Source organism: Streptomyces sp. TLI_105, assembly GCF_900105415.1.
Taxonomy (GTDB): Bacteria; Actinomycetota; Actinomycetes; order Streptomycetales; family Streptomycetaceae; genus Streptomyces.
This window is the reverse complement of record NZ_FNSM01000001.1, coordinates 1,789,928-1,811,799: the sequence shown is the minus strand read 5'-3', so window position 1 is coordinate 1,811,799 and position 21,872 is coordinate 1,789,928. Positions and strand designations below refer to the sequence as shown.

The following is a 21,872-nucleotide window of genomic DNA, read 5'->3' as shown; positions in this document are numbered from 1 at the left end:
CCCGGGGGCGCGGGGATGCTAGGGGGATCCATGGATCAGAACTTTCGAGGAGCGACGTCCACACGCGTCCCCGGGGAGTTCGTTCACCGAGCGGATCCCGCGGACATCATCCCCACGGGGTGGGCCCAGTTGGCAGAGAACCGGTTCTCCGTCTCCGCTCACTGGCCTGCCGCACATCCCTTCTTCTCTCCGGTGGCAGGGGACCGGCACGACCCCGTACTGGTGGCCGAGACGATACGCCAGACCACCATGCTCGTCGCTCATGCCGAATTCGGGGTACCCGTCGAGGACCAGTTCGTCATGTGGGGCCTCCACTACACCGCCGACGCCGAGGCGCTCGCCGTGAACGGCCTCTCCTCGGACGTCACCGTCGACGTCGTCTGCTCGGACCTCGACAGCCGCCGCGGCGGCCTCCGCAACCTGCGCACCACCATGGTCCTCACCAGGGACGGCAGGTACCTCGCCACGGGTGGCGCCGAGGCCCGCTGCACCTCGGCCCTGGCCTACCGCCGGGTCCGCGGCGACCGGATGGCCGCGCTCGGCCGGCCGGTTCCGCTGATCCCGGGCGTGGCCCCGCGGCTGGTCGGCCGCGAGCACACCAAGGACGTCGTCCTCGCCCCGGGCACCCGCCCCGGTCAGTGGCAGCTGCGGATCAACACCCAGCACCCCACTCTCTTCCGGCGTCCGAACGACCACATACCGGGAATGGTGCTCCTCGAAGCCGCCCGGCAGGCGGCGACGCTGACGCTCGGCGGCGGCGCGTACCTGCCGACCGCCATGGACGTCTCCTTCTCGCGGTACGCAGAACTCGACAGCCCGTGCTGGATCGAGGCCGAGGGCCTGCCCGGCGCCGCCCCCGGGACGGCGACCGTCCGGGTCACCGGTCTGCAGGACGGCCGGCCCGTCTTCCTCTCCACGCTCACCTCCCCGTCCAGGGACCTGACGGTGGCCGGAGCCGGCCTCGGCAGCCGCCTGGCGGGCTGAAACAGACCAGGAACCATGGGGCTTCGCACACTGATCACCGGCGCGACCGGATTCATCGGCGGCCGGGTGGCGGCGACGGCCGCGGCATCGGCGGGACCGTCGCACGTACGGCTGCTCGCCCGCCGTCCGCTCACCCCGCCGTCCGGCCCGGAGGACGAGGGGGTCGAGGTCGTCACCGGTGACCTCCGCGACCCGGACTCCCTGCGCCGCGCCTGCGAGGGCGTCGACGTGCTGATCCACTGCGCCTCGGCGATCGGCGCGGAGGAGGACGTGGCCCGCGCCGTCAACGACGAGGGCACCCGTGTCCTGGTCGACGCGGCCGTGCGCGCCGGGGTGACCCGGATCGTCTCCCTGAGCACGGCCTCCGTCCACGGCCGCGGCCCGTTCCGCGCGGCGGCCCCCGGCACCCTTCCGCTCGCCCCGGGATCGGCGACCAGCCGCACCCGGGCGGCGGGGGAGCGGTACGTCCTGGACGCGGGCGGGACCGTCCTGCGGCCCCACCTCGTGTACGGGACGGGCGACCGGCAGCTGATGCCCGGCATGGTCCGGCTGCTCGCCGCCCTGCCGGGCCCGCTCGACGGGGGCTCCTCGCTGCACTCCCTGATCGACGTGGACAGCCTGGCGCGGGCCCTGCTCGGTGCGGCGCTCTCCCCGCGGACGCGGCCGGGCCCCCACTACGTCAACCATCCGGAGCCGGTTCCGGTGGCGGAACTGCTCGCGGTCGCCGAGACGCTCGTCGACGGGCGGGCCGGGACCCGGGGGCCGGCGGTGGACATCGCCGAGGCCCGGGCGCTGCTCGCGGACCTCCCCTTCGCGCAGCACCACCTCGCCATGCTCGCCACCGACCACTGGTTCGAGGACGACCGCCCCTGGCGGGAGTGGGGCCAGGAGCCGGGGCCGGGGTTCGCCGCGACGATCGCGGACCACATGCCGTGGTACCGGGACCTCCTCGGCCGCTCCTGAGACGGATCCTCGGGCGGAACCGTCTCCGAACAGAAAGAAAGAAGGCACCACCGACATGTCCGCGTTGGCTGGAAAGACCGCGATCGTCACCGGGGCGAGCCGCGGCATCGGAAGGGGCATCGCGGAGCGGTTGGCCGGGGACGGGGCCCTGGTGGCCGTGCACTACGGCCACAACGAGGCGGCCGCCCACGAGACGGTGAAGGTCATCGGGGAGGCGGGCGGCCGTGCCTTCGCGTTCCACGCGGACCTGGAGACGCCGGACGCCGTGGACACGTTCTACACCGCCCTGGACGCGGGGCTCGCGGAGCGGGGCGCCGGTCCGGAGTTCGACATCCTCGTCAACAACGCGGCGGCGAGCGGCTCGGGCCGGATCCACGAGCTGACCACCGAGGTCTTCGACCGGCTCTTCGCGATCAACGTCAGGGCGCCGCTCTTCCTCGTGCAGCGGGGCCTCGACCGCATGCGCGACGGCGGCCGGATCGTCAACATCTCCTCGGCGGCGACGAAGCGCGCCTTCCCCGAATCCGTCACCTACGTGATGACCAAGGGGGCCGTCGACACGATGACACCGGCCCTCGCCAAGGAACTGGCGCCCCGGGGGATCACGGTGAACTCCGTGGCCCCCGGCTATGTCGCGACGGACATGAACGCCCACCGCCGCACGACGCCGGAGGCGAGCGCCGCCCTCGCGGCCCACTCGGTCCTCAACCGGCTCGGGACGCCGGCCGACGTCGCGGACGTGGTCGGCTTCCTCGTCTCCGACGACGCGCGCTGGATCACGGGCCAGTGCGTGGACGTGTCGGGCGGCTACAAGCTCTGACGCCCGGCCGTCCGCGGTGCCCCCTCGCGGCGGGGGCCGGAGGCTCAGCCGACGGGCACGCGGGCGTCGCCGGTCGCGGCCGGGCTCCCCGCGGGATCGAGCCCGGCGAGCGACTCCGGGGTCGCCAGCATCGGCAGCAGGGTGCGCCACAGCCCCGTGACGGTCCTGGGGGAGAGCCATTCGCCGTTGTCGTGGCAGAGGGCCTCCAGGCCGATCGTCGCGGCCACGACGGTGCGGGCGAGGTCCTGTCGGCGCCCGACGTCGGCGACGAGCAGGCCCTCGTCGGCCGCTTCCGCGAGCCGCTGCTGCACACAGCTCTGCCACTCCTGGCGCAGGCTGAGCTCCGTACGGGAGCCGTCGGCGCGGCTGAGCCGGAATCCGGCGCGGACGACGATGTCGTCGCGGAGCAGCCGGGCCAGGGCGTGCGAGGTGTCGGTGAGGTTCTGCAGGGCGTTCGACCGCCGGCCGTAGACGATCCGGGCGGTCCGGCGCAGGGCGGTGCAGGCCTCCTGCTCGACGGCTTCGGCGACCGCGGCCTTGTTCTCGAAGTGGAAGTGGAGGGCCCCGGGGCTCACGCCCGCTCCCGCGCTGATCGCGGAGAGCGTGGCCAGGACGTAGCCGTGCCGGTCGAATTCCTCGGCCGCCGACCTGATCAGCGCGTCGCGGGTGCGCGTGGCCCGCTCCTGTTTGGTCACCCGTGGCCCCCGTACCCGTAAACCGACTGCTCGGTATTGTACGAGCGTTGAGGTGCCTGCGGGGTTCTTCGGCGGGTAAACCCCTCCTTGGGGTGAAATCAGGGCGGAATCGCTTCGGGAAGAGGCGGTGAGAGCGCACGTCGGACGTGGTCGAGGAGGGGTGCGGGGCCCGTTAAACCGAACACTCGGTTTGCCGGGTCGGCGCATCGCCTCGGAGTGACCCCGCCGCCCTTGGCCCCGACCCGAGCATCGCCTCCCGGCCCCTCAGGAGGCCGTGCCGTACCGGGCGAGCAGGCGGGCCCGGCGGGACGGCTGGAGGTTCGCCCGGGTCACGTCCCCGCCGTAGTGGGCGAGGACCCGGGGGTCCATGACGCGGCGCCAGAGTGGAGGGACGTACGCGAGGACGATCATCCCCGCGTACCCCGTCGGCATCTCGGGGGCCTCGTCGAAGTGGCGCAGCGACTGGTAGCGCCGGGTGGGGTGGGCGTGGTGGTCGCTGTGCCGCTGGAGGTGGTAGAGGAAGACGTTCGAGGCGACGTTGTCGCTGTTCCAGCTGTGGCGCGGGGCGCACCGCTCGTACCGTCCGCTCTCGGTGCGCTCCCGCTTGAGGCCGTAGTGCTCGGTGTAGTTGATGACCTCGAGCAGACAGAAGCCGAAGACCGCCTGGACCGCGAGGTACGGCAGGACCCCCGGCCCGAAGGCGAGCGCGAGTCCCGTGAAGAGCGCGAACGACAGCGCCCAGGAGCCGAGGACCGTGTTGTGCGGGCTCCACGCGGACCGGCCCCGGCGGGCGAGCCGGCGCTTCTCCAGGCGCCAGGCCGAGGTGAGGCTGCCGAGGACGGTCCGGGGCAGGAAGCGCCAGAAGCTCTCGCCGAGCCGGGCGCTCGCCGGGTCCTCCGGAGTGGCGACGCGGATGTGGTGGCCGTGGTTGTGCTCGACGTAGAAGTGGCCGTACCAGGTCTGGGCGAGCGCGATCCGGGAGAGCCGGCGCTCCAGGGCCTCCGTCTTGTGCCCCAGCTCGTGAGCGGTGTTGATGGCGATGCCGGCGACCCCGCCGAGGGTGAACGTCAGCCCGATCCTGTCCACGGGGGAGAGGTCGCCCCGGGTGATCAGCCAGCAGCCGAGGACGAGTCCGGCGTACTGGAGGGGGAGGTAGAGGTAGGTGCACCACCGGTAGTAGCGGTCCTGTTCCAGGTGGGCGATCGCGCTGTCCGGAGGATTGGCGGAGTCCTTGCCGATGAGGTGGTCGACGACCGGGAAGATCACGTACAGGACGAGGATCCCGGTCCACCAGAAGGCGCGGAGCCCGGTGGCGGCCACCAGTCCCCAGGAGAAGAAGGGGAAGGTCGGGATGAGCAGGCCGAGCAGCCAGAGCCAGCGCTTGGGGTCGCGCCAGGCGGCGGGGGCTTCGGGGGTGTCGCTGTGCAGGGCCAAGACCGCTCCTCGAAGAAGTGGACACTTTCCTTGCCTACTGTCCAGTTGATAGACGGATCGATAGGTGAACGTCAATGCTCTGGACGGTGCCCGGTGGATAAAGTGGGGGCACGATGACACGTTTCCGCGAGAGTGTTCGGTCCCTCCTGCGCGAGCAGGTGCTCGACGCCGCCTACCGGCTCGTCGCCGCCGACGGCTGGGGCGTGCTGCGCATGGCCGCCATCGCGCGGGCCGCCGGCATCAGCCGCCAGACGCTCTACAACGAGTTCGGCTCCAAGGAGGCCATCGGCAACGCCCTGGTCCAGCGCGAGCTGGAGGGCTTCCTCGTCGGAATCCAGCGGGAACTCGACGCGCACCGGGGCGAGTTGGAGGCGGCAGCGGCGGCGGGCGTGGGCTACACGCTCCAGCAGGCCGTGGACAACCCCCTCATCAAGAGCGTCCTGCTCGCGGCGCGCGGCGGCGAGGACGACCTCCTCGCCTACCTCACGACCCGCCCGGAGCCGGTCTTCGGCACGGCGATGGCGATGCTCGACGCGTACGCGATCGAGGCCTGGCCCGACGTCGACGAGGAGTCCCGGGGGCTCGCCGTCGAGACGATCGTGCGGCTCACCGTCAGCCACATCGTCCAGCCCGTGGCCTCGCCGGAGGAGTCGGCCCGGCGCATCGCCAGGATCACGGCGCGGATCGCCTACCCGGGCGGCCGCGCCTGAGGCGCGCCCCGCGCCCGTCGGCCGGGGAAGGGGCGAGGCCCGCTGTCGGACACGGGGGATCTCCGACAGCAGGCCTCTGTTGAACATTGTACTAGATCGTCGGGGGTGCTCCGTACGTCCGGCGGCGGTGGCGAAGGGCGGACCGACGGGGTACACCTCCCCCTGAGACGCGGAAACGGCCACCCGGGCCGGACACCCCGACCGCGTCGCCGGTGACGACGAGGAGGTCGCAGTGGAAGGCAGAAGCGAAGGGTTCGTGCAGTCCTTCAACCGACTCGGCGGGTACGGCTTCGTCGTCCCCGTGGGCTCCGAGGAGCAGGTGTACTTCAGGGCCGAGGACATCGAGGGCGCGCAGCAGACGGTCTCTGAGGGGCAGCAGGTCTCCTTCGTCCTGGTCCTCGGCGAGGGCCGCTTCGAGGCGAAGGAGCTGCGCCTCTGACACCGGCCGGGCCCCGGGGCGCGGAGACCGCTCGGCCCGCCGGGGCCACCGGTTCGCGGCGCTGTGGTCCGGGCACCCGAAGCGTCTGGTCGCCGAGGCGATCAGTCGCGCCGACCACCAGGTGACCGGGGAACCCTGGCGCGACTGAACCTCGGGCGCGGCCGGCCCTCGGACGGGGCCCGGCGGACGACCGTGCCGTCACGGTCCGGGCCGCCTTCGTCCGGCCCGGCGCCCTCGCGCTCCTCGGGACCGCGGGCGCCGCCCGCCTCCGGCCCCGCAGGCCCGCGGCCGCAGGGCCCCGCGGAATCCTGGCCGGACTGCGGTCAGGGGTTGTTCAGGCCGACCATCCGCTGCCACGACTCCTGTGTTTTCACGTAACGGCCCCTGTCCTGTGAAGGCGCGCGGCCCACCGTGATCGGTCTCGGCGTCGACGGCTGTACCGATGTTCCCCGAGGTCGTAGGCGAGCCCGGCTCCCGGGCGGTACGACCGAGCGGCTCCTCCCTCTGCCCCACATGGATGCCTCTCGTCCCGACTGTGGAGTGTTCATCCGGTTTGCCATGCTTCCTCCCGCCATAGTGCGGGGCATGAGACCCACCCCCACACGGAGCCGGTCCCGCAGGGCCCTCCTCTGCGCCGCGCTCCTCGCCCTCACCGTCCAGACCGCCGCCGCCCCGGCGCTCGCCTCGGGCCCCGAGGGCCCCGGCGGCCCCGGGGGGCACGGCAGGAGCGACTGCGTGCGGACCGAGCGACCCCTCGACGGCAAGGCCCGCCGGATCCTGGACATCACCCGCAGGGCCAAGAGCGAGCTCAAGCTCAAGTCCGTCGAGCTGCGGGTGACCGTCGACGGACACGAGGTCGTCACCGACGCCCTCGGCGAGTCCATGACCGGCGTCCCCGCCGAGCCGGACATGCACTTCCGGGCCGGCTCCGTGGTCTTCGCCCACATCGGCACGGTCCTCCTCCAGCTCGTCGAGGAGGGCAGGGTCGGCCTCGACGACACCGTGGAGCGGTGGCTGCCCGACCTGCCCAAGGCGAACCGGATCACCCTGCGGATGCTGGCCTCCAACACCACCGGCCTCCACGACTACGTCACCGACCCGGCCTTCGACGCCGAGCTGCTGCCGCACCCCTTCCGCCAGTGGACCCCGGCGCAGCTCCTCGCCTACCCCCTCAAGCACTCCTTCTGGTACGAGCCGGGCACCAGCTGGAGCTACTCGCACGCCAACTACCTCCTCCTCGTCCAAGCGCTGGAGAAGATCACCGGCACCCGGATCGACAAGCTCGTGAAGGAGCGGGTCACCGGTCCCCTCCACATGCGCGACACCCGGAACAGCTTCACGCCCGACATCCCGCGTCCGGTCCTGCACGCCTTCACCTCGGAGCGCGGCCTCTACGAGGAGTCCACCTTCTGGAACCCCTCGTGGACCACTGCGCCGGGCGCGGTCATCACCACCCACATCTGCGACCTCGCCACCTCCGCGCGCGCGATCGGCAGCGGTGAACTCCTCTCGTACCGCTCGTACCGCACGCTGCTGAACCCGGGGACGGTCGGCCTCGGCGGAGGGACGGCCAGGTGCCCCGCCTCGATCTGCCTGAAGCAGACCGAGGCCAAGCACTTCGGCCTCGGCGTCATCGTCATCAACGGGTGGGTGCTGCAGAACCCGTCGTTCTCCGGGTACGCGGCGATCCAGGCGTACCTCCCGTCCGAGCGGCTCGCCATCGCGGTCTCCGCGACGAAGACCCCGACCACCCCCGACGGCAACCAGGCCGAGGTGGTCGCCCGGCGCATCGCGGCCGCGCTCGCCCCGAACGACCCGCTCGACCTCTCCTGACCCTCCGGTACACGCTCCTGCGCGGGGCGTGTCGGGTTCCCGTGAGGCGCCGGGCAAGTGGTTACGTGGCCGGACACCGAACCCCTCGAGTCACCGTGACGCGGTGGCTCGGGCCGGCGCCCCGGAGGAGAACGCCATGCGGATCCACGTCACCAGTGTCTTCGTCGACGACCAGGACAAGGCACTCCGCTTCTACACCGAGAAGCTGGGCTTCGTGAAGAAGACGGAGGTTCCCCTGGGCGACTACCGCTGGCTGACCGTCGTCTCGCCGGAGGCTCCCGAGGGCACCGAACTGCTCCTGGAACCCGACGCGCACCCCGCCGCCAAGGCGTACGCGAGGGCCCTGATCCAGGACGGCATCCCGGCCACCTCCTTCGCCGTCGACGACGTCCGCGCGGAGTACGAGCGGCTGAGTGCCCTCGGGGTCCGCTTCGTCCAGGAGCCGACGGAGGCGGGACCGGTCGTCATCGCGGTCCTCGACGACACCTGCGGCAACTTCATCCAGCTCGTCCAGCTGCCCTGACCGGCCCCGTCAGTAGACGTCCCGGACGTAGCGCCTGTCCGTGGCGAGCCGTCTGACGTAGGCGGCGGCCTCGTCGGCGTCCATGCCGCCGTGGGAGGCGACGACGTCCCTGAGGGCCCGGTCGACGTCCTTGGCCATGCGCTCCGCGTCGCCGCACACGTAGAAGTGGGCGCCGTCCCGGAGCCACTGCCACAGCCGGGCGCCGTTCTCCCGCATCCGGTCCTGGACGTACACCTTGTTCCGCTGGTCGCGGGAGAAGGCGAGGTCCAGACGGTCGAGATGGCCGGAGTCCAGGTACGCCTCCAGCTCCCGGCGGTGGTAGAAGTCCGTGGCCTCGCGCTGTTCGCCGAAGAACAGCCAGTTCGGGGCGGTGTGGCCACGGGCCAGCCGGTCCTGGAGGAAGCCGACGAACGGGGCCACGCCCGTGCCCGGACCGACCATGACCATGGGCGTCGAGGGGTCGGCGGGCGGGCGGAAGCCCGGCGAGCGCCGCACGAACACCTGCACGGGGCCGTCGTCGGCGCAGTCGGCCAGATACGTCGAGCACACCCCCCTGCGGTCCCGGCCGAGGTCGTTCGTGTAGCGGACCACGGAGACGGTGAGCCGCACCTCGCCCGGGTGCGCGAGGGGGCTGGAGGAGATCGAGTACAGACGGGGCCGCAGGCGCCCGAGCGCGGCGGCCCACTCCGCGGCGGAGGCCCGGACGGGGAACGCGGCGACCACGTCGGCGGCCTGCCGGCCCCAACTCCACTTCGCGAGCGCCTCCTTGTTGTCCGGGCGCAGCAGCCGCTTCAGCTCCTGGCTGCCGGTGCGCGCCGCCAGGAACCTCAGCAGCTCGGTGGTGATGCGGGAGATGTCCAGGCGGGTGCGCAGGGCCTCCTCGAAGGGGAGCGGCGTCCCGTCCCCCGGGTCCACCGGCCCGGCGGGGTCGAGGCCGGTGAGGGCCAGCCATTCGGCCACGAGCCCGGCGCCGTTGACCGGCCACACCCCGAGGGCGTCACCGGCCTCGTAGGCGAGCTCGCCGTCCCGGGTGTCGAAGGCGAACTCCCGCACCTCCTTCTGCGAACCGGGCAGGCTCAGCAGCCTGTTGCCGATGAGGAGGGTGGCGAAGGGCGAGGCCTTGGTGGGGGCGGGCGGTGACGTGGTGAGCGTGGTGGCGGTGGCGCCGGCCGGGCGTTCCGCGGCCGCGTCCAGGGCCGAGACGACCTGGCCGAGCCACCTCTCGGCCGCCTCCTCGAAGTCGGGATCACAGTCCGTACGGGGGACCAGGCGGGTGCCGCCGAGCGCGGCGAGCCGTTCGTCGACGCGCCGGCCGTGGCCGCAGAAGTCGTCGTAGGCGGTGTCGCCGAAGGCGAGCACCGCGTACCGGACGCCGTCCAGCGGAGCGGCGTCCGGGGCGGACAGCGCCTCCCAGAAGCCGGCGCCGTTGTCGGGCGCGTCCCCGTCGCCGAAGGTGCTGGTGACGACGAGGAGGTCCGTGCCGGGGCCGAGCCGGGCCGGTTCGACCTCCGTCATGGGGAGCAGCTCGGGGACCCGGCCGGCCGCGGTCAGACGCGCGGCGGCGGTGGCGGCGAACTCCTCGGCGGTACCGGTCTGCGAGGCCCACAGGACCAGCAGCCGGCGGCCGGGGGTCTCCGGTTCCCCGGGGGAAGCCGCTGTGGGAGAGGTCGTACGGGAGAACATGCCGGCGAGCACCCCGTTGACCCAGGCGGCGGGGTCCGGGGCGAGCGGCGCGTCGGGCGGCAGCACCGGGACGCGTCCGTCGGGCGGGGCGAGGGCGAGCCCCGAGAGATAGCCGGCGAGGTAGCGGCGCTCCGGCCCGGCGAGCGGCACGGGGGCGAGGTCGTCGATCCCGAACAGCGCGGCGAGCGCGGGAACGGGATCCGCGGCGGCGACGGGCGCGGGTGCGGTGCTCGTGCGGGGGGCTTCCGCCGTCACGGGCGCGGGCTCGGTCCCCGTGCCGGGGACTTCCGCCGTCACGGGCGCGGTCGTCCTGGTGAGGGCGACCGCGCAGGCCTTGAACCCGGGCTGGAAGGAGACGGGGTCGACGGCGTCGTGGGTGACGGCGTTGATGCTGACGTACTCGCCGAACAGGTCGTTCCAGTGGAAGGGGGCGAAGCAGGTCCCCGGCAGGACCCGGTCGGTGACCACGGCGGGCAGGACGGCGCGCCCGCGGCGGGAGGCGATCTCCACGTGGTCGCCCTCCGCGACCCCGAGGTTCCCGGCGTCCTCGGGATGGACCTCGACGAACGGGCCCGGGTGGAGCCTGGCGAGCTTCGGGACCTTGCCGGTCCTCGTCATGGTGTGCCACTGGTGCGGGAGACGGCCCGTGTTCAGGGTGAACGGGTAGTCGGCGTCCGGGAGTTCGGCGGCCGGAAGGTGCGGTCGGGCGAAGAAGCGGGCGCGTCCGCTCGCCGTCGGGAAGGCCAGCCGGGGGCGGGTGCCGTCGGCACGCTCCAGGAGGGCCTGGCTGACGCCGTCGTTGAGGTAGCGGATCGGGTTGCGGTCCGGGCCGTCGGCCGACGGGGCCGGCCACTGGACCGGGGCGGCGCGCAGCCGTTCGTACGTGACGCCCCGCAGGTCCCAGCCGGTCGTGGGGTTCCACGCCCGCTTGAGCTCCTCGAAGACCTGCTCGGCACAGGAGTACGCGAAGGCGTCGGCGAACCCCATGGCGCGGGCGACCCGGGCGATCAGCTCCCAGTCGGGCAGCGCCTGGCCCGGCGGGTCGACGACGCCCCGGACCAGGGTGAGGTTCCGCTCGGAGTTGACCAGGACGCCGTCGGACTCCGCCCACAGCGTCGCCGGGAGGACGACATCGGCGTACGCGTTCGTCTCCGTCTCGGCGAACACGTCCTGCGCGACGACGAGTTCGGCGGCCTCCAGGCCGGCGACGACGGTCTTCCGGTTGGCGACGGAGGCGACCGGGTTGGTGCAGATGATCCAGCAGGCCTTGATCTCGCCCGCGGCCATCCGCTCGAACATCTCGATCGTGCCGCCCCCGGCCTCGGTGCGCAGCGAGCCCTCCGGGATGTCCCACAGCCGCTCGACGAAGGCGCGCTCGTCGTCGACGAGCACCGAGCGCTGCCCGGGAAGGCCGGGCCCCATGTAGCCCATCTCGCGGCCGCCCATGGCGTTGGGCTGGCCGGTCAGCGAGAAGGGGCCCGCCCCGGGGCGGCAGATCGCGCCGGTGGCGAGGTGCAGGTTCACCAGGGCGTTGGTGTTCCACGTGCCGTGGACGGACTGGTTCAGGCCCATCGTCCAGCAGCTCGTCCAGGCGCCCGCCTCGCCGATCCACCGGGCGGCCCGCCGGATGTCGTCCTCGGCGAGGCCGGTGATCTCCGCGACGCGTGCGGGCGGGTGGTCGGCGAGGAGACCGGGCAGCTGCTCCCAGCCCTCGGTGAACTCGGCGATGAACTCCTCGTCGGTGTGGCCGTTCTCGACGAGCAGGTGCAGCAGGCCGTTGAGGAGGGCCAGGTCGGTGCCGGGCCTGATCGGCAGGTGGAGGTCCGCCTTGTCGGCGGTGGCGCTGCGGCGCGGGTCGACGACGACCAGCTTGGCGCCGGCCTTGACCCGCTCCATCATCCGCAGGAACAGGACCGGGTGGCAGTCCGCCATGTTGGAGCCGATCACGAGGAACACGTCCGCGCGGTCGAAGTCCTCGTACGAGCCGGGCGGGCCGTCCGCGCCCAGCGACAGCTTGTAGCCGGACCCGGCGGAGGCCATGCAGAGCCGGGAGTTCGACTCGATCCTGCTGGTGCGGACGAATCCCTTGGCCAGCTTGTTCGCCAGGTACTGCGCCTCCAGGGACATCTGCCCCGACACGTAGAAGGCCAGCGCGTCCGGCCCGTGCTCGTCCAGGACCGCCCTCAGCCGGGCGGCGACCGACGCGATCGCCTCGTCGACGTCCGTCTCGACCGGCTGCGCGCCCCGCTCGGGGCGGACCAGCGCCTTCGCCGCCCGCCCGGGCGCCGCCAGCATGTCCGCGCTCGTCGCCCCCTTGGTGCACAGCCGGCCCGCGTTGGCGGGGTGCTCCCTGTCCCCGGACGCCTTCACCGCGCGGCGGCGCCCGGTGGCGGGGTCCCGCCGCACGTCCAGGACGATCCCGCAGCCGACCCCGCAGTAGGAGCAGACGGTGCGGACGCTGCCGTCGTTCACGCCGGCGTTCGAGTCAGATCCCACCGAAACCCCACCTCACGGTGCGCGTGCCGTCCAGAGCCGGGACCGCGCCGCAGCGGCGGAACGGCCCCACGACCAGCACCGTAGGAAGATCGAATTTCGGTCCGTCACACCTCAGGAGCACCGGGGGTTACACCCGCCGCACGGACCGGCCCGACCGCGTGTGAGGTCCCGGAGCGGCCCGCGCCCCGGCCGGCCCCGGCTCAGCCGACGTGGACGCGGGGGCGCCGGTCCCGGTCGTGCTCCGCCTCGCGCAGCACCTCACGGGTGGTGGGGGCGACCTCGCCCCGGCCGAGGAGGAAGAAGCGGAAGAAGTTGGCGAAGGGGTTGCCCTCGGTCCACTCGAAGTAGATGTGGGGGCGGACGCCGGTCAGGTCGCGGGCGTGGAGGAGGAGGGCGGCCAGCGCGTTGGGGACGGAGGAGGACTCGACGGTGAGGACGCGGTAGCGCTCGTGCATGACCTCGCCGCGTACGGTCAGGCCCGCCTCGAACTCGGAGGGGTCGGTGACGGTCACCTCGACGAAGACGAAGTCCTCGGTGGTCGGCAGGTCGTTGTCCGCGCGGATCTGCTCGATCTTGTCGCGGTACTCGGCGACGTCCCGGTTGTCCGGTTCGTTGGCGATGAAGCGCGGGGCGCGGCGGGAGATGTCCTGGATGAAGCGCTCGGCCGTCTCGTCGAGCTCGACATGGGTGACGCGCAGCTCGAAGGCGCGGCCGAGCCGGGAGAGGAGCGAGATGAGGATGATGCCGGCGATGAAGCAGGCGCCGATCTTCACGCCGTCGGGACGCTCGATCACGTTGACCACGGTGGTGTAGAGGAAGACCACCGAGATCACGCCGAAGCCGATCGTCCAGCCCTTCTGCCCGGCCTTGCGGGCCGCGATGGTCACCGCGATGGCGGCCGAGCAGATCAGGACGAGGACACCGGTGGCGTACGCACCGCCCTGGGCGTCGACGTCGGCGTCGAAGATCCACGTCACCAGGAAGGCGACCAGGGTGAAGACGATGACCATGGGGCGCACGGCGCGGGCCCAGTGCGGGGCCATGCCGTACTTGGGCAGGTAGCGGGGCATCAGGTTGAGCAGTCCGGCCATGGCCGAGGCACCGGCGAACCAGAGGATCGCGATCGTGGAGACGTCGTAGACCGTGCCGAAGGCGCTGCCCAGGTACTCGTGGGCGAGGTAGGCGAGGGCGCGGCCGTTGGCCTGGCCGCCGGACTCGAACTCCTTCTGCGGGATGAGGACGGTGGTGATGAAGCTGGTGGCGATGAGGAAGACGCTCATGATCAGCGCGGCCGTGGTGAGCAGCTTCTTCGTCCCCCGGATGCGGCCGGCCGGACGGTCCTCGGTGTCGTCCGGATCGCCCTGGACGTGCGGCATGACCGCCACACCGGTCTCGAAGCCGGACAGGCCGAGCGCGAGCTTGGGGAAGACGAGCAGGGCCACGCCGACCATGGCGAAGAGGTTGCCGTGCTCGGCGGTCAGGGCGGAGGTCCAGTCGGTGACGACGTGACCCTCGGTGAGGACGTGCCACAGGCCGGTGATGACGACGACCGCGTTGAGCGCGAGATAGACGCCGACGAGGGCGACGGCGACGCCGATGGCCTCCAGGAAGCCCTTGAGGAACACCGCGCCGAGCAGCGCGACGAGGATCAGGGTGATCAGCACCTGCTTGTCGTGCAGCGCCGATTCGAGGTGGGGGTTCTCCACCAGGTGGGTGGAGGCGTCGGCGGCCGACAGGGTGATGGTGATGAGGAAGTCCGTCGCGGCGAAGCCGAGAAGGGTGAGGACGAAGAGCTTGCCCTTCCAGAAGGACAGCAGGCGCGCGAGCATCGCGATCGAGCCCTCGCCGTGCGGGCTCTCCTCGGCCACGCGGCGGTAGACCGGCAGGGCGCCCGCCAGCGTGACGACGACGAGCACGATCGTGGCCACGGGGGAGAGCAGCCCGGCCGCCAGGGCCGCGATGCCCGGCTGGTAGCCGAGGGTCGAGAAGTAGTCGACACCGGTCAGGCACATCACCCGCCACCAGCGCTGCCCCTTGTGCCCGGCGTCCGGCGCCGCCTCCACGGGCCGGGAGGGCCTGCCCTTCCCCATGTCGGAGAGGCCCTCCAGCATCCACGCGCGCAATCGTCCGGTGCGGGCGTCCTTCGTGGTGGCCATCGGGTGTCCCTGGGGTGTTGGCGGGTGTCGACATGGCGTCGACCCGGCTGTCGACTTTCGGCCATCCGATGGACGGCCGGGCAAGCCTAAGCAGCTCACGGGACCCGAATCCGGGGTCACGCGTCAGGGAACCGTCAAGATCCCCCTCCCGGACGTCGTCCTCGTCACATCGGGCCCCTCACCGGCCTCAGCGACTGCCGAAGGCCTGCGTCCAGTAGGGCCCGCCGGAGGTGTGGAGGCCGATGCCGATCTCCTTGAAGCCGCAGTTCAGGATGTTCGCCCGGTGGCCGGGGCTGTTCATCCAGGAGTCCATCACCTGTGCCGCGGTGGTCTGGCCCTTCGCGATGTTCTCGCCGTACGACGACCAGGCGTATCCGGCCGCGGTGATGCGCTCGCCGGGACCGTCCCCGTCGGGGTTGGTGTGGTCGAAGAAGTTCCGCGCGGCCATGTCGTCGGAATGCCCCTGGGCCGCCTTGGTGAGCAGGGGGTGCTCGGTCAGCGGTCCGCAGCCCGCCTTGGCGCGTTCCGCGTTGACCAGCTCGATCACCTGCTCCTCGGTGGAACCGGAACCGGAACCGGAACCGGAACCGGAACCCGAGCCGGAGCCGGATGTCGTGGGCGTGCCGGTGGGGCGGGGCGCGGAGGTGGTCGCGGGCGCGGTCGTACGCGTCGGCCGGGGCGGCGCCGACGGCGAGGTCCGGGAGGCGGTCGGCGTGGGGCGCGAGGGCCTCGGGCTCGTACGGGGGGTCTTCGAGGCCGACGGCGAAGAGGTGGCCGAGGGGGAGGCGGTCGCCGGGGCGGCGGTCGACTCCTGGGGGGTGGGCAGGCCGGCGTCGGTCGTAGCGGCGAGGGTCGTGTCCCTGGTCTCCGGGCCCTCCTCGGGGCCGGTGGTCAGGGTGAAGGCGCCGCCGGTGACCGCCACCACGGCTATGCCCGCCGCGATGACGGCGCGCCTGCGGCCCCGCTGCTGCCGACGCCGGCGACGGGCGGCGCGGCTGCTCCGGGGGCCGCGCCCCGCGACTCCTCCACGGGGCCCGGGCCCGGCCCCGGTTCCCGTCCCGGCCCCGGAACCGTGCGACGGCGACGCGAGTGGACCGGCGTCCGGTGCGGCGAGCGGACCGGCGTCCGGCGAGGCAAGCGGACCGGGATCCGGAGCGGCGAGCGGACCCGAGCCCGGAGCGGCGAACGGGCCCGAAGCCGGGCCGGCGAACGGGTCGGCCGACGGGAAGGTCGCGGCGGCGGTCTCGAAGCCCGCCCGCTCGCGGACGCCCGCGAGGAGCATCGCGGCCGGGGGCACCAGGAGCAGCCCGGCGAGCAGCCCCTCCGCCGGTACGAGCCCGTTCCACAGCCCGGCGCAGTACGCGCACGCGCGGGCGTGCCGGGCGATGCGCTTGCGCCAGAGGGCCGACGGCCGGCCGTCCCAGGTGTCGATCTCGTACCGCAGCGTCGCGCACGGCGGTTTCTGCGACAGGGCCCGTACGACGACCCGCGCGGTCTCCAGGCGTTCCTTCATCCGCTGGACCCGCACCGCGGTGTGCTGCGGGGACAGCCCGAGCGCGGCGGCCACCTCGTGGCGGCTCAGCTCTCCGGCACATTCCAGCCACCACAGGGACAGCAGGTCCCGGTCGTCCGGCTCCATCCAGCGGGTCGCCTCGGCGGTCTCGCGCCGCTGGCCGGAAAGGTTCAGCCGGACCACGGCCAGCTCCACGAAATCGGCACCCGGCTGCGCGAGCTCACGGGCGTCGTCGAGGCCGTCCGTGGGCAAGCCGGCCTGCTGCTGCCGGTGCCAGTGGCTGCGGACGCCGTTCATGGTGATGGCGACCAGCCAGGACCTGAAGCTGTCCGGGGACCGCAGGTCGCCGAGGCCGGCGAGCGCCCGCAGCATCGTCTCCTGCACGACGTCGTCGACGTCGTGGTGACCGTTCATCGCCCGGCCCACGATGTTGTAGACCAGGGGCAGGTGGAGGGCGATGAGCCGGTCCTGCGCCCGCGGGTCTCCGCTCTGTGCCGCCCTGACCAGTTCCGTACCGTGCTGTGCGCCCATGCTCCGAATCACCCTGCCTGTTCCCGCTGTCGTCGACGGCCAACATCTGGGAGATCGCGGGGAGGCGGCCCGATAACAGGAATCGGCGGACGACTTCCGGAATCCTCGACGGCCCCCGGGACCGTGCGCGCTCCCGTAGGGGAGGCCAGCGCGATGTCCGGGACTTCGTGGGATCTGCCAGTACGGGCCGCCGTCGTGGTCCGGCAAGACTGCCGAGGCATGACTGATCACCAGGGACGTGACCAAGCACTGGGGAGGACAGCGCGATGAGCGTGCAGCTGTACGACGAGATCGGTGAGGCGTTCGAGGGATTCAAGTCCCTGCCGTTGGCGCGGTACGGGGAGGTGCCCAGCTTCCTGGGCCTGGTCGGTGACGTACGGGGCAGGTCGGTCCTCGACCTCGCCTCCGGCACCGGCTTCTACAGCAGGGAGTTCAAGCGGCGAGGCGCCTCCGAGGTGCTCGGCGTCGACATCTCCGGCGCGATGGTCGACGCCGCCCGGGCCTTCGAGGAGAGCGACCCGCTGGGCGTGCGCTACGAGGTGGGCGACGTGTCCGAGCTGCGCGACCTCGACCGGCGCTTCGACATCGCGCTGGGGGTCCAGCTGCTCAACTACGCGCCGGACATCGCCGCCATGGAGCGGATGTGCCGCCATGTGCACCGGAGCCTGGAGCCCGGGGGTGAGTTCTTCGTGCTCGCGCAGAAGCCCGACTACCGCTTCGACGGGCCGTCCCTCGCCAAGTACGGCTTCCTCTGCGAGGCGACCGGCGAGGAGATCGAGACCGGGCCGCGCGTCCGGATCACGGCGCTGCTCGACCCGCCGATCTCGTTCGTCGGCGCCTGCCCGCGCCGCGAGGTGTACGAGGGGTCTCTGCGGGCGGCCGGTTTCAGCGAGCTGACCTGGGTCCCGCTGGAGATCTCCGAGGCCGGCGTCCGTGAGTTCGGCGCGGACTTCTGGGCGGACTGCCTCGCGAACCCGCCCTTCGAGCTCCTGCGCTGCCGCGCCTGACGACCGGTCCGGGACCCGCTCCCCGCAGCGGGTCCCGGTGCCGTCGGCCGTCCGTCCGCCCGACTCGTGCCGCCGGCCCGGGACGGCCCCGAGGAGCTCGAACGGCCCGCGCCCGGATGCCCCCGGGACCGGGAACGGGCAGGCTGGTGCCCCGGACCGGACACGAGACCTCGCGATCGCCCGGTCTCGCGATCGCCCGGTCCCGCGGTCGAGCACGGCAGGGGAGAGGACGGCATGGGAGGGTCAGGACCCGCAGGAAGGCCGGCCGCGCGGCTGCTGGCGCGCCTGGCCCTGCTCGCGGCCGTCGGTTCGCTGGTCGTGCTCCTGCTCGCGATCGGGGACGGCGGCCTCAAGGTGGTCGGGGCCGGGCTCCTCGGCCTCGCCCTCTGCGCCGTCGGCGTTTGGTGGTTCGTGTCGCGCCGCGGCGCCGTGCGCCTCCTCGGGGCGCTCCTCGCGATCGCCGCGCCCGTCGGCGTCCTGGTCCTCTTCACGTACGACGGCCTGTGGCTGACGGCGCTGATCCTGTGCCTGTGCTGGGGCGCGGCCCTGGCCTGCGCGCGGGCGGCGCTGCGCAGATCGCGTCCGAAGCGGTCGATGCGGGCGGTCCCGGCGCTCCCGCCGAAGCGACCGGTCCTGATCATGAATCCGAAGTCCGGGGGAGGGAAGGTCGGCCGCTTCCATCTGGTGGAGCGGGCGGAGGCGCTCGGCGCGCGGGTCGTCCTGCTCGATCCGTCCGCCCCGGCCGACGTCGCCGAACTGGCCCGCGAGGCCGTGGCCGAGGGCGCGGACCTGCTCGGCGTCGCGGGCGGCGACGGCACGCAGGCCCTGGTCGCGGCGGTCGCCGCCGAGCACGACCTGCCGTTCCTCGTGGTCTCGGCGGGCACCCGCAACCACTTCGCCATGGACCTGGGCCTCGACCGCTCCGATCCGTCCCGCTGCCTCGACGCGCTGACCGACGGCGAGGAGCTCCGGATCGACCTCGGCGACGTCGCCGGGCGGGCCTTCGTGAACACGGTGTCCTTCGGGGTGTACGCCGATGTCGTCCAGCACCCGGAGTACCGCGACGACAAGGCGGGCACGGCCCTCTCCCTCATGCCGGACCTGCTGCTCGGCGAGGGCGTGCGACGGCTCGACGCACGCGTCGACGACACGGTGCTCTCGTCCCAGCAGGCCCTCCTCGTCAGCAACAACCCGTACGTCTCGCCCGACGAGGTCAGCGGCGGCGGCCGCCGGCCCAGCCTCGACGACGGCGAGCTGGGGGTGCTCGGGATCAAGGTCGCGGACGCGGCGCAGGCCGCCGACCTGGCCGTCCGGGGCTCGCAGTCCACGGCGTTGAGCGTCCTGACCGCACACCGCGTCGAGGTGGCCTCCGATACGGAGGAGATCGCCGTGGCGGTCGACGGCGAGGCGCTGCGGATGCCCACCCCGGTCGTCTGCACGCTGCGGCCCGGCGCCCTGCGGGTCCTCGTGCCGCGCGACCGCCCGGGCGTCCCCGCGCCGGCGCCGCCCGTGAGGTGGCGCCGGGTCCTGGACCTCGCGTTCGGCCGCGCGGAGCGGCCGGCCGAAGCGTCGCCGTGACGGGGCGGCCTGCCCGAAGCGTCGCCGTGACGGGGCGGCCCGTCGAAGCGTCGCCGTGACGGGGCGCCGAGCCCCGCCCCAGCCGAGCCCCCGCACCCCGAGGAGTCCGACCGTGCCCGAGCCGCCCTCCCCGCGCCGCCGGAACCGGTGGCTCTCCGAACGCCGCCGGGGGGCGGTGAGCGCGTCCGTCGCCGCGGCCGCGGCGGCGTTCCTCCTCGGTCTCGACAGCCTCAGGGCGGAGCTCTCCGGGGCGGACGTCTGCGTCCTGCTGCTGCTCGCCTACCTCTTCCCGTACCTCGTGCTCACGGTGGTCGCCTTCTCCACCGCGTCTCCGGACCGGGTCCGCGTCTGGGCCGACCGCGAGTCGCGGGGCACGGTGCTCCAGCGGTACGTGTACGGCACGGCGCCCGGCCCGGGGGTGTCGCTCCTCATCTCGGCCGCGGCGCTCGTGGTGGCCGTGGTGTGGCGTCCCGGGCACATCGGCTCCTCGTTCGAACCGGCCGCCCGGGCGTCGGTGGCGCTCGTCATGGTGGCCCTCGCCTGGGTGTGCGTGGCCGTCTCCTTCGCGGTCGCCTTCCAGGCCGACAACCTCGTGGAGGGGCAGGGGGCGCTGGAGTTCCCCGGCGAGGAGAGCCCCGCCTGGGCCGACTACGTCTACTTCGCCTTCTCGGTCATGACGACCTTCGGCACGACCGACGTCACCGTGACGTCCCGGGAGATGCGCCGGACCGTGACGGCGAACTCGTGCATCGCGTTCGTCTTCAACACCGTCACGGTGGCCAGCCTGGTCTCCGCCCTGGACAGCCTCTGACGGTCTCGCCGGGCCCGCCGGATCACGCGGCGCCCGAAGGACCGCCCACGGGCTCCTCCCGCGGACGCACCCGGTCCGGTCCGGCCGCGCCGGACGGGCCGAGCAGGCCCCGGACGGCCGCCTGGTAGCCGGCCTGGAAGCGGCTCTCGGCGCCGAGCGACTCCATGATCGCGGCGATGTGGCGGCGGCAGGCCCGCACGGACATGCTCAGGCGGCGGGCCACGCCCTCGTCCTTGTGGCCGAGCGCGAGGAGTTCGACGATGGCACGGCGCAGGTCGCCGTTGGCCTGGCCGTAGCCGAAGCCGTTGGGTGCCGCGCAGAACGGGGTGGCGGTGCTCCACAGGCTGTCGAGCGAGCGGTAGAGGTAGTCGACCACGGCGGGCTCGCGCACGACCACCGCGCCCACGTCGCCGGAGGGCCGGACGCGGTCCGGCAGGACGGCGACCTCGCGGTCGAAGATGATGATGCGCTCGGCGACCTGGTCGCTGGTGCGCAGTCGCGAGCCGTGGTCCGTCATCTTCGCGAAGTGCGCCTGGATGTACGGGTGGGCGAGGACCGCGTGCGGGTAGAGGGTGCGGATGCGTACGCCTCGCCCGATGACGTCCAGGGTCCGCTGGAGGCCCTCGTCCAGTGCTTCGGGGGGCGGCAGCACCGGGTGGGCGGCGAACACCTCGGTGCGGCAGCCGGAGGTGAGCCGGCCCAACTCGGCCTGGACGGCAGGAAGTCCGGTGAGCACGTCGACCGAGGTGCCGCCCCGGTCGAGGTGCCGGGCCTCGATGTAGGTGGGGTTGAGGGTGAGCAGATGGGAGCGGATCTGCTCGATGGACCGCCGGTGGAGCTGCACCTGTGCCTCGATGGGGCCGGTCAGATGGGCCGCGGCCACCTCGGGGCTGCTGGGCATCAGCGCGCCGTCCTGCGGGGAGAGCCGGAGCAGGTGCATCCGGAGCAGGTCGCTCACGCCGGCGGTGACCTCGGGCCCGTCCAGGCCGGTCTCCGCCGTGAGCGCCGCGACGTGTGCCTGGCCGTTGCGCAGGACCCGCTCGTAAAGCAGCTGGTGGATCTCGGTGAGCTCGGGAAGGGTATCGGACAGGGAGCCCGCCTGACGCATTTCAACAGGGTGTTGAGGGATTACTGGAATGAATCCTTCCGGTTTATCGGCAGGAATACGCTCCACCACTTCGTGGTCAATGCGTTCTGTCCGGTTCTCGCCCACTTGTGCGTTCCTGTCCGGGTGGGAGGTTCCTGCCTGCAACTTGATGACACCGGTGGTATCTGGTGCGCAGCCTACTCGCGGCCGCAGGATTACTTCCGCCGCACCCCGGCAGAACATCGAGCGTCCTGCCGTGACCTGGCAGGGGCACCTCAGGAGAATGACGTGCAGTTCGTGGAAACATTCACGCGATCCCTTGTTGTCCTCGGTTTTTTCGCAGCGGTTTCCGTGATGATCGCCCAAGCCGCCCAGGAAGATTTCCCGACCCGTTCGACGGCCGCCGTACGGTCGTCCGTGACGCTCGCGGGCACGATCCGGACCGCGGTCCAGCCGCAGCCCGACATCATCTGGCACTGAGTTCCGGCATCGCGCGAACGGGCCTTCCGGACGGCATGCCGTAACCGCCCGGGGTCCGCGCGATCGCCCCATCGGCCCTCTGCCGCTTGCCACTTCGGGCAGCCGGCGCAGACATCCGTCACCAGGCCG

At 72.7% G+C, this 21,872-nt stretch carries 17 protein-coding genes; 11 read left to right on the top strand and 6 right to left on the bottom strand.

The genetic code is table 11. The features are described from left to right. The first annotated feature begins 15 nt into the window (after positions 1-15). The 3 genes from BLW86_RS08345 to BLW86_RS08335 are packed head-to-tail and all read left to right on the top strand — an operon-like array spanning position 16 to position 2,767. Positions 16-984 (top strand): ScbA/BarX family gamma-butyrolactone biosynthesis protein, encoded by a 969-nt coding sequence (locus BLW86_RS08345; RefSeq protein ID WP_371129461.1) that lies wholly within the window; start codon positions 16-18, stop codon positions 982-984. Positions 985-999: 15 nt separating this feature from the next. After that, positions 1,000-1,947 carry an NAD-dependent epimerase/dehydratase family protein gene (locus BLW86_RS08340; protein WP_093873423.1) on the top strand — a complete coding sequence of 316 codons (948 nt, stop codon included), beginning with the start codon at positions 1,000-1,002 and terminating at the stop codon, positions 1,945-1,947. 55 nt (positions 1,948-2,002) lie between these two features. Continuing rightward, a complete protein-coding gene (locus BLW86_RS08335) occupies positions 2,003-2,767 on the top strand; it encodes a glucose 1-dehydrogenase (RefSeq protein WP_093873422.1) in 765 nt (254 codons plus the stop codon). 44 nt (positions 2,768-2,811) lie between these two features. On the opposite strand, the gene BLW86_RS08330 is transcribed toward BLW86_RS08335, so the two are convergent. Together BLW86_RS08330 and BLW86_RS08325 are read right to left on the bottom strand one after the other, a co-directional pair. Further along, positions 2,812-3,462 carry a ScbR family autoregulator-binding transcription factor gene (locus BLW86_RS08330; protein ID WP_093873421.1) on the bottom strand — a complete coding sequence of 217 codons (651 nt, stop codon included), beginning with the start codon at positions 3,460-3,462 and terminating at the stop codon, positions 2,812-2,814. A gap of 264 nt (positions 3,463-3,726) precedes the next feature. After that, positions 3,727-4,896, bottom strand: a complete 1,170-nt coding sequence (locus tag BLW86_RS08325; RefSeq protein ID WP_093873420.1) for an alkane 1-monooxygenase — start codon at positions 4,894-4,896, stop codon at positions 3,727-3,729. 113 nt (positions 4,897-5,009) lie between these two features. Here BLW86_RS08325 and BLW86_RS08320 point away from each other — a divergent pair, with 113 nt between their 5' ends. The 4 genes from BLW86_RS08320 (at position 5,010) to BLW86_RS08305 (ending at position 8,401) form a co-directional block, all read left to right on the top strand. Further along, a complete protein-coding gene (locus tag BLW86_RS08320) occupies positions 5,010-5,606 on the top strand; it encodes a TetR/AcrR family transcriptional regulator (protein WP_093873419.1) in 597 nt (198 codons plus the stop codon). A gap of 232 nt (positions 5,607-5,838) precedes the next feature. Beyond that, positions 5,839-6,045, top strand: coding sequence for a cold-shock protein (locus tag BLW86_RS08315; protein ID WP_256341257.1), 207 nt, complete (start codon positions 5,839-5,841; stop codon positions 6,043-6,045). A 585-nt stretch (positions 6,046-6,630) separates the two neighbouring features. Beyond that, positions 6,631-7,878, top strand: a complete 1,248-nt coding sequence (locus tag BLW86_RS08310; RefSeq protein ID WP_256341256.1) for a serine hydrolase domain-containing protein — start codon at positions 6,631-6,633, stop codon at positions 7,876-7,878. Between the two features lie 136 nt (positions 7,879-8,014). Then, positions 8,015-8,401 (top strand): VOC family protein, encoded by a 387-nt coding sequence (locus tag BLW86_RS08305; RefSeq protein ID WP_093873416.1) that lies wholly within the window; start codon positions 8,015-8,017, stop codon positions 8,399-8,401. 9 nt (positions 8,402-8,410) lie between these two features. On the opposite strand, the gene BLW86_RS08300 is transcribed toward BLW86_RS08305, so the two are convergent. The 3 genes from BLW86_RS08300 to BLW86_RS08290 all read right to left on the bottom strand — a co-directional run bounded on the left by BLW86_RS08300 (position 8,411) and on the right by BLW86_RS08290 (position 16,780). Further along, positions 8,411-12,580 carry a bifunctional nitrate reductase/sulfite reductase flavoprotein subunit alpha gene (locus BLW86_RS08300; RefSeq protein ID WP_218138013.1) on the bottom strand — a complete coding sequence of 1,390 codons (4,170 nt, stop codon included), beginning with the start codon at positions 12,578-12,580 and terminating at the stop codon, positions 8,411-8,413. Between the two features lie 200 nt (positions 12,581-12,780). Then, on the bottom strand, positions 12,781-14,736 hold the full coding sequence (locus BLW86_RS08295) for an APC family permease (protein ID WP_093873414.1): 1,956 nt from the start codon (positions 14,734-14,736) through the stop codon (positions 12,781-12,783). 187 nt (positions 14,737-14,923) lie between these two features. Next, positions 14,924-16,780: a sigma-70 family RNA polymerase sigma factor gene (locus tag BLW86_RS08290; RefSeq protein ID WP_093873413.1), complete on the bottom strand. Its 1,857-nt coding sequence runs from the start codon at positions 16,778-16,780 to the stop codon at positions 14,924-14,926. 266 nt (positions 16,781-17,046) lie between these two features. Between BLW86_RS08290 and BLW86_RS08285 the strand changes: the two genes are divergently transcribed. The 3 genes from BLW86_RS08285 to BLW86_RS08275 all read left to right on the top strand — a co-directional run bounded on the left by BLW86_RS08285 (position 17,047) and on the right by BLW86_RS08275 (position 20,176). After that, complete coding sequence (locus BLW86_RS08285) at positions 17,047-17,787, top strand: class I SAM-dependent methyltransferase (RefSeq protein WP_093873412.1); 741 nt, start codon at positions 17,047-17,049, stop codon at positions 17,785-17,787. Between the two features lie 234 nt (positions 17,788-18,021). Continuing rightward, positions 18,022-19,365, top strand: a complete 1,344-nt coding sequence (locus BLW86_RS08280) for a diacylglycerol/lipid kinase family protein (protein WP_093873411.1) — start codon at positions 18,022-18,024, stop codon at positions 19,363-19,365. Between the two features lie 112 nt (positions 19,366-19,477). Then, on the top strand, positions 19,478-20,176 hold the full coding sequence (locus BLW86_RS08275) for a DUF1345 domain-containing protein (protein WP_093873410.1): 699 nt from the start codon (positions 19,478-19,480) through the stop codon (positions 20,174-20,176). Between the two features lie 22 nt (positions 20,177-20,198). On the opposite strand, the gene BLW86_RS08270 is transcribed toward BLW86_RS08275, so the two are convergent. Next, a complete protein-coding gene (locus BLW86_RS08270) occupies positions 20,199-21,284 on the bottom strand; it encodes a helix-turn-helix domain-containing protein (protein ID WP_093873409.1) in 1,086 nt (361 codons plus the stop codon). Between the two features lie 267 nt (positions 21,285-21,551). Between BLW86_RS08270 and BLW86_RS08265 the strand changes: the two genes are divergently transcribed. Further along, entirely contained in the window at positions 21,552-21,743 is a 192-nt protein-coding gene (locus BLW86_RS08265; RefSeq protein ID WP_093873408.1) for a hypothetical protein, read from the top strand. Positions 21,744-21,872: the final 129 nt, after the last annotated feature.

What these genes read in the sequence shown, in the direction of transcription:
- BLW86_RS08345 (WP_371129461.1), top strand. Translation starts at nt 16, where the DNA reads ATGCTAGGGGGATCCATGGATCAGAACTTTCGAGGAGCGACGTCCACA.
- BLW86_RS08340 (WP_093873423.1), top strand. Translation starts at nt 1,000, where the DNA reads ATGGGGCTTCGCACACTGATCACCGGCGCGACCGGATTCATCGGCGGC.
- BLW86_RS08335 (WP_093873422.1), top strand. Translation starts at nt 2,003, where the DNA reads ATGTCCGCGTTGGCTGGAAAGACCGCGATCGTCACCGGGGCGAGCCGC.
- BLW86_RS08320 (WP_093873419.1), top strand. Translation starts at nt 5,010, where the DNA reads ATGACACGTTTCCGCGAGAGTGTTCGGTCCCTCCTGCGCGAGCAGGTG.
- BLW86_RS08310 (WP_256341256.1), top strand. Translation starts at nt 6,631, where the DNA reads ATGAGACCCACCCCCACACGGAGCCGGTCCCGCAGGGCCCTCCTCTGC.
- BLW86_RS08305 (WP_093873416.1), top strand. Translation starts at nt 8,015, where the DNA reads ATGCGGATCCACGTCACCAGTGTCTTCGTCGACGACCAGGACAAGGCA.
- BLW86_RS08295 (WP_093873414.1), bottom strand. Translation starts at nt 14,736, where the DNA reads ATGGCCACCACGAAGGACGCCCGCACCGGACGATTGCGCGCGTGGATG.
- BLW86_RS08290 (WP_093873413.1), bottom strand. Translation starts at nt 16,780, where the DNA reads ATGGGCGCACAGCACGGTACGGAACTGGTCAGGGCGGCACAGAGCGGA.
- BLW86_RS08285 (WP_093873412.1), top strand. Translation starts at nt 17,047, where the DNA reads ATGAGCGTGCAGCTGTACGACGAGATCGGTGAGGCGTTCGAGGGATTC.
- BLW86_RS08280 (WP_093873411.1), top strand. Translation starts at nt 18,022, where the DNA reads ATGGGAGGGTCAGGACCCGCAGGAAGGCCGGCCGCGCGGCTGCTGGCG.
- BLW86_RS08270 (WP_093873409.1), bottom strand. Translation starts at nt 21,284, where the DNA reads ATGCGTCAGGCGGGCTCCCTGTCCGATACCCTTCCCGAGCTCACCGAG.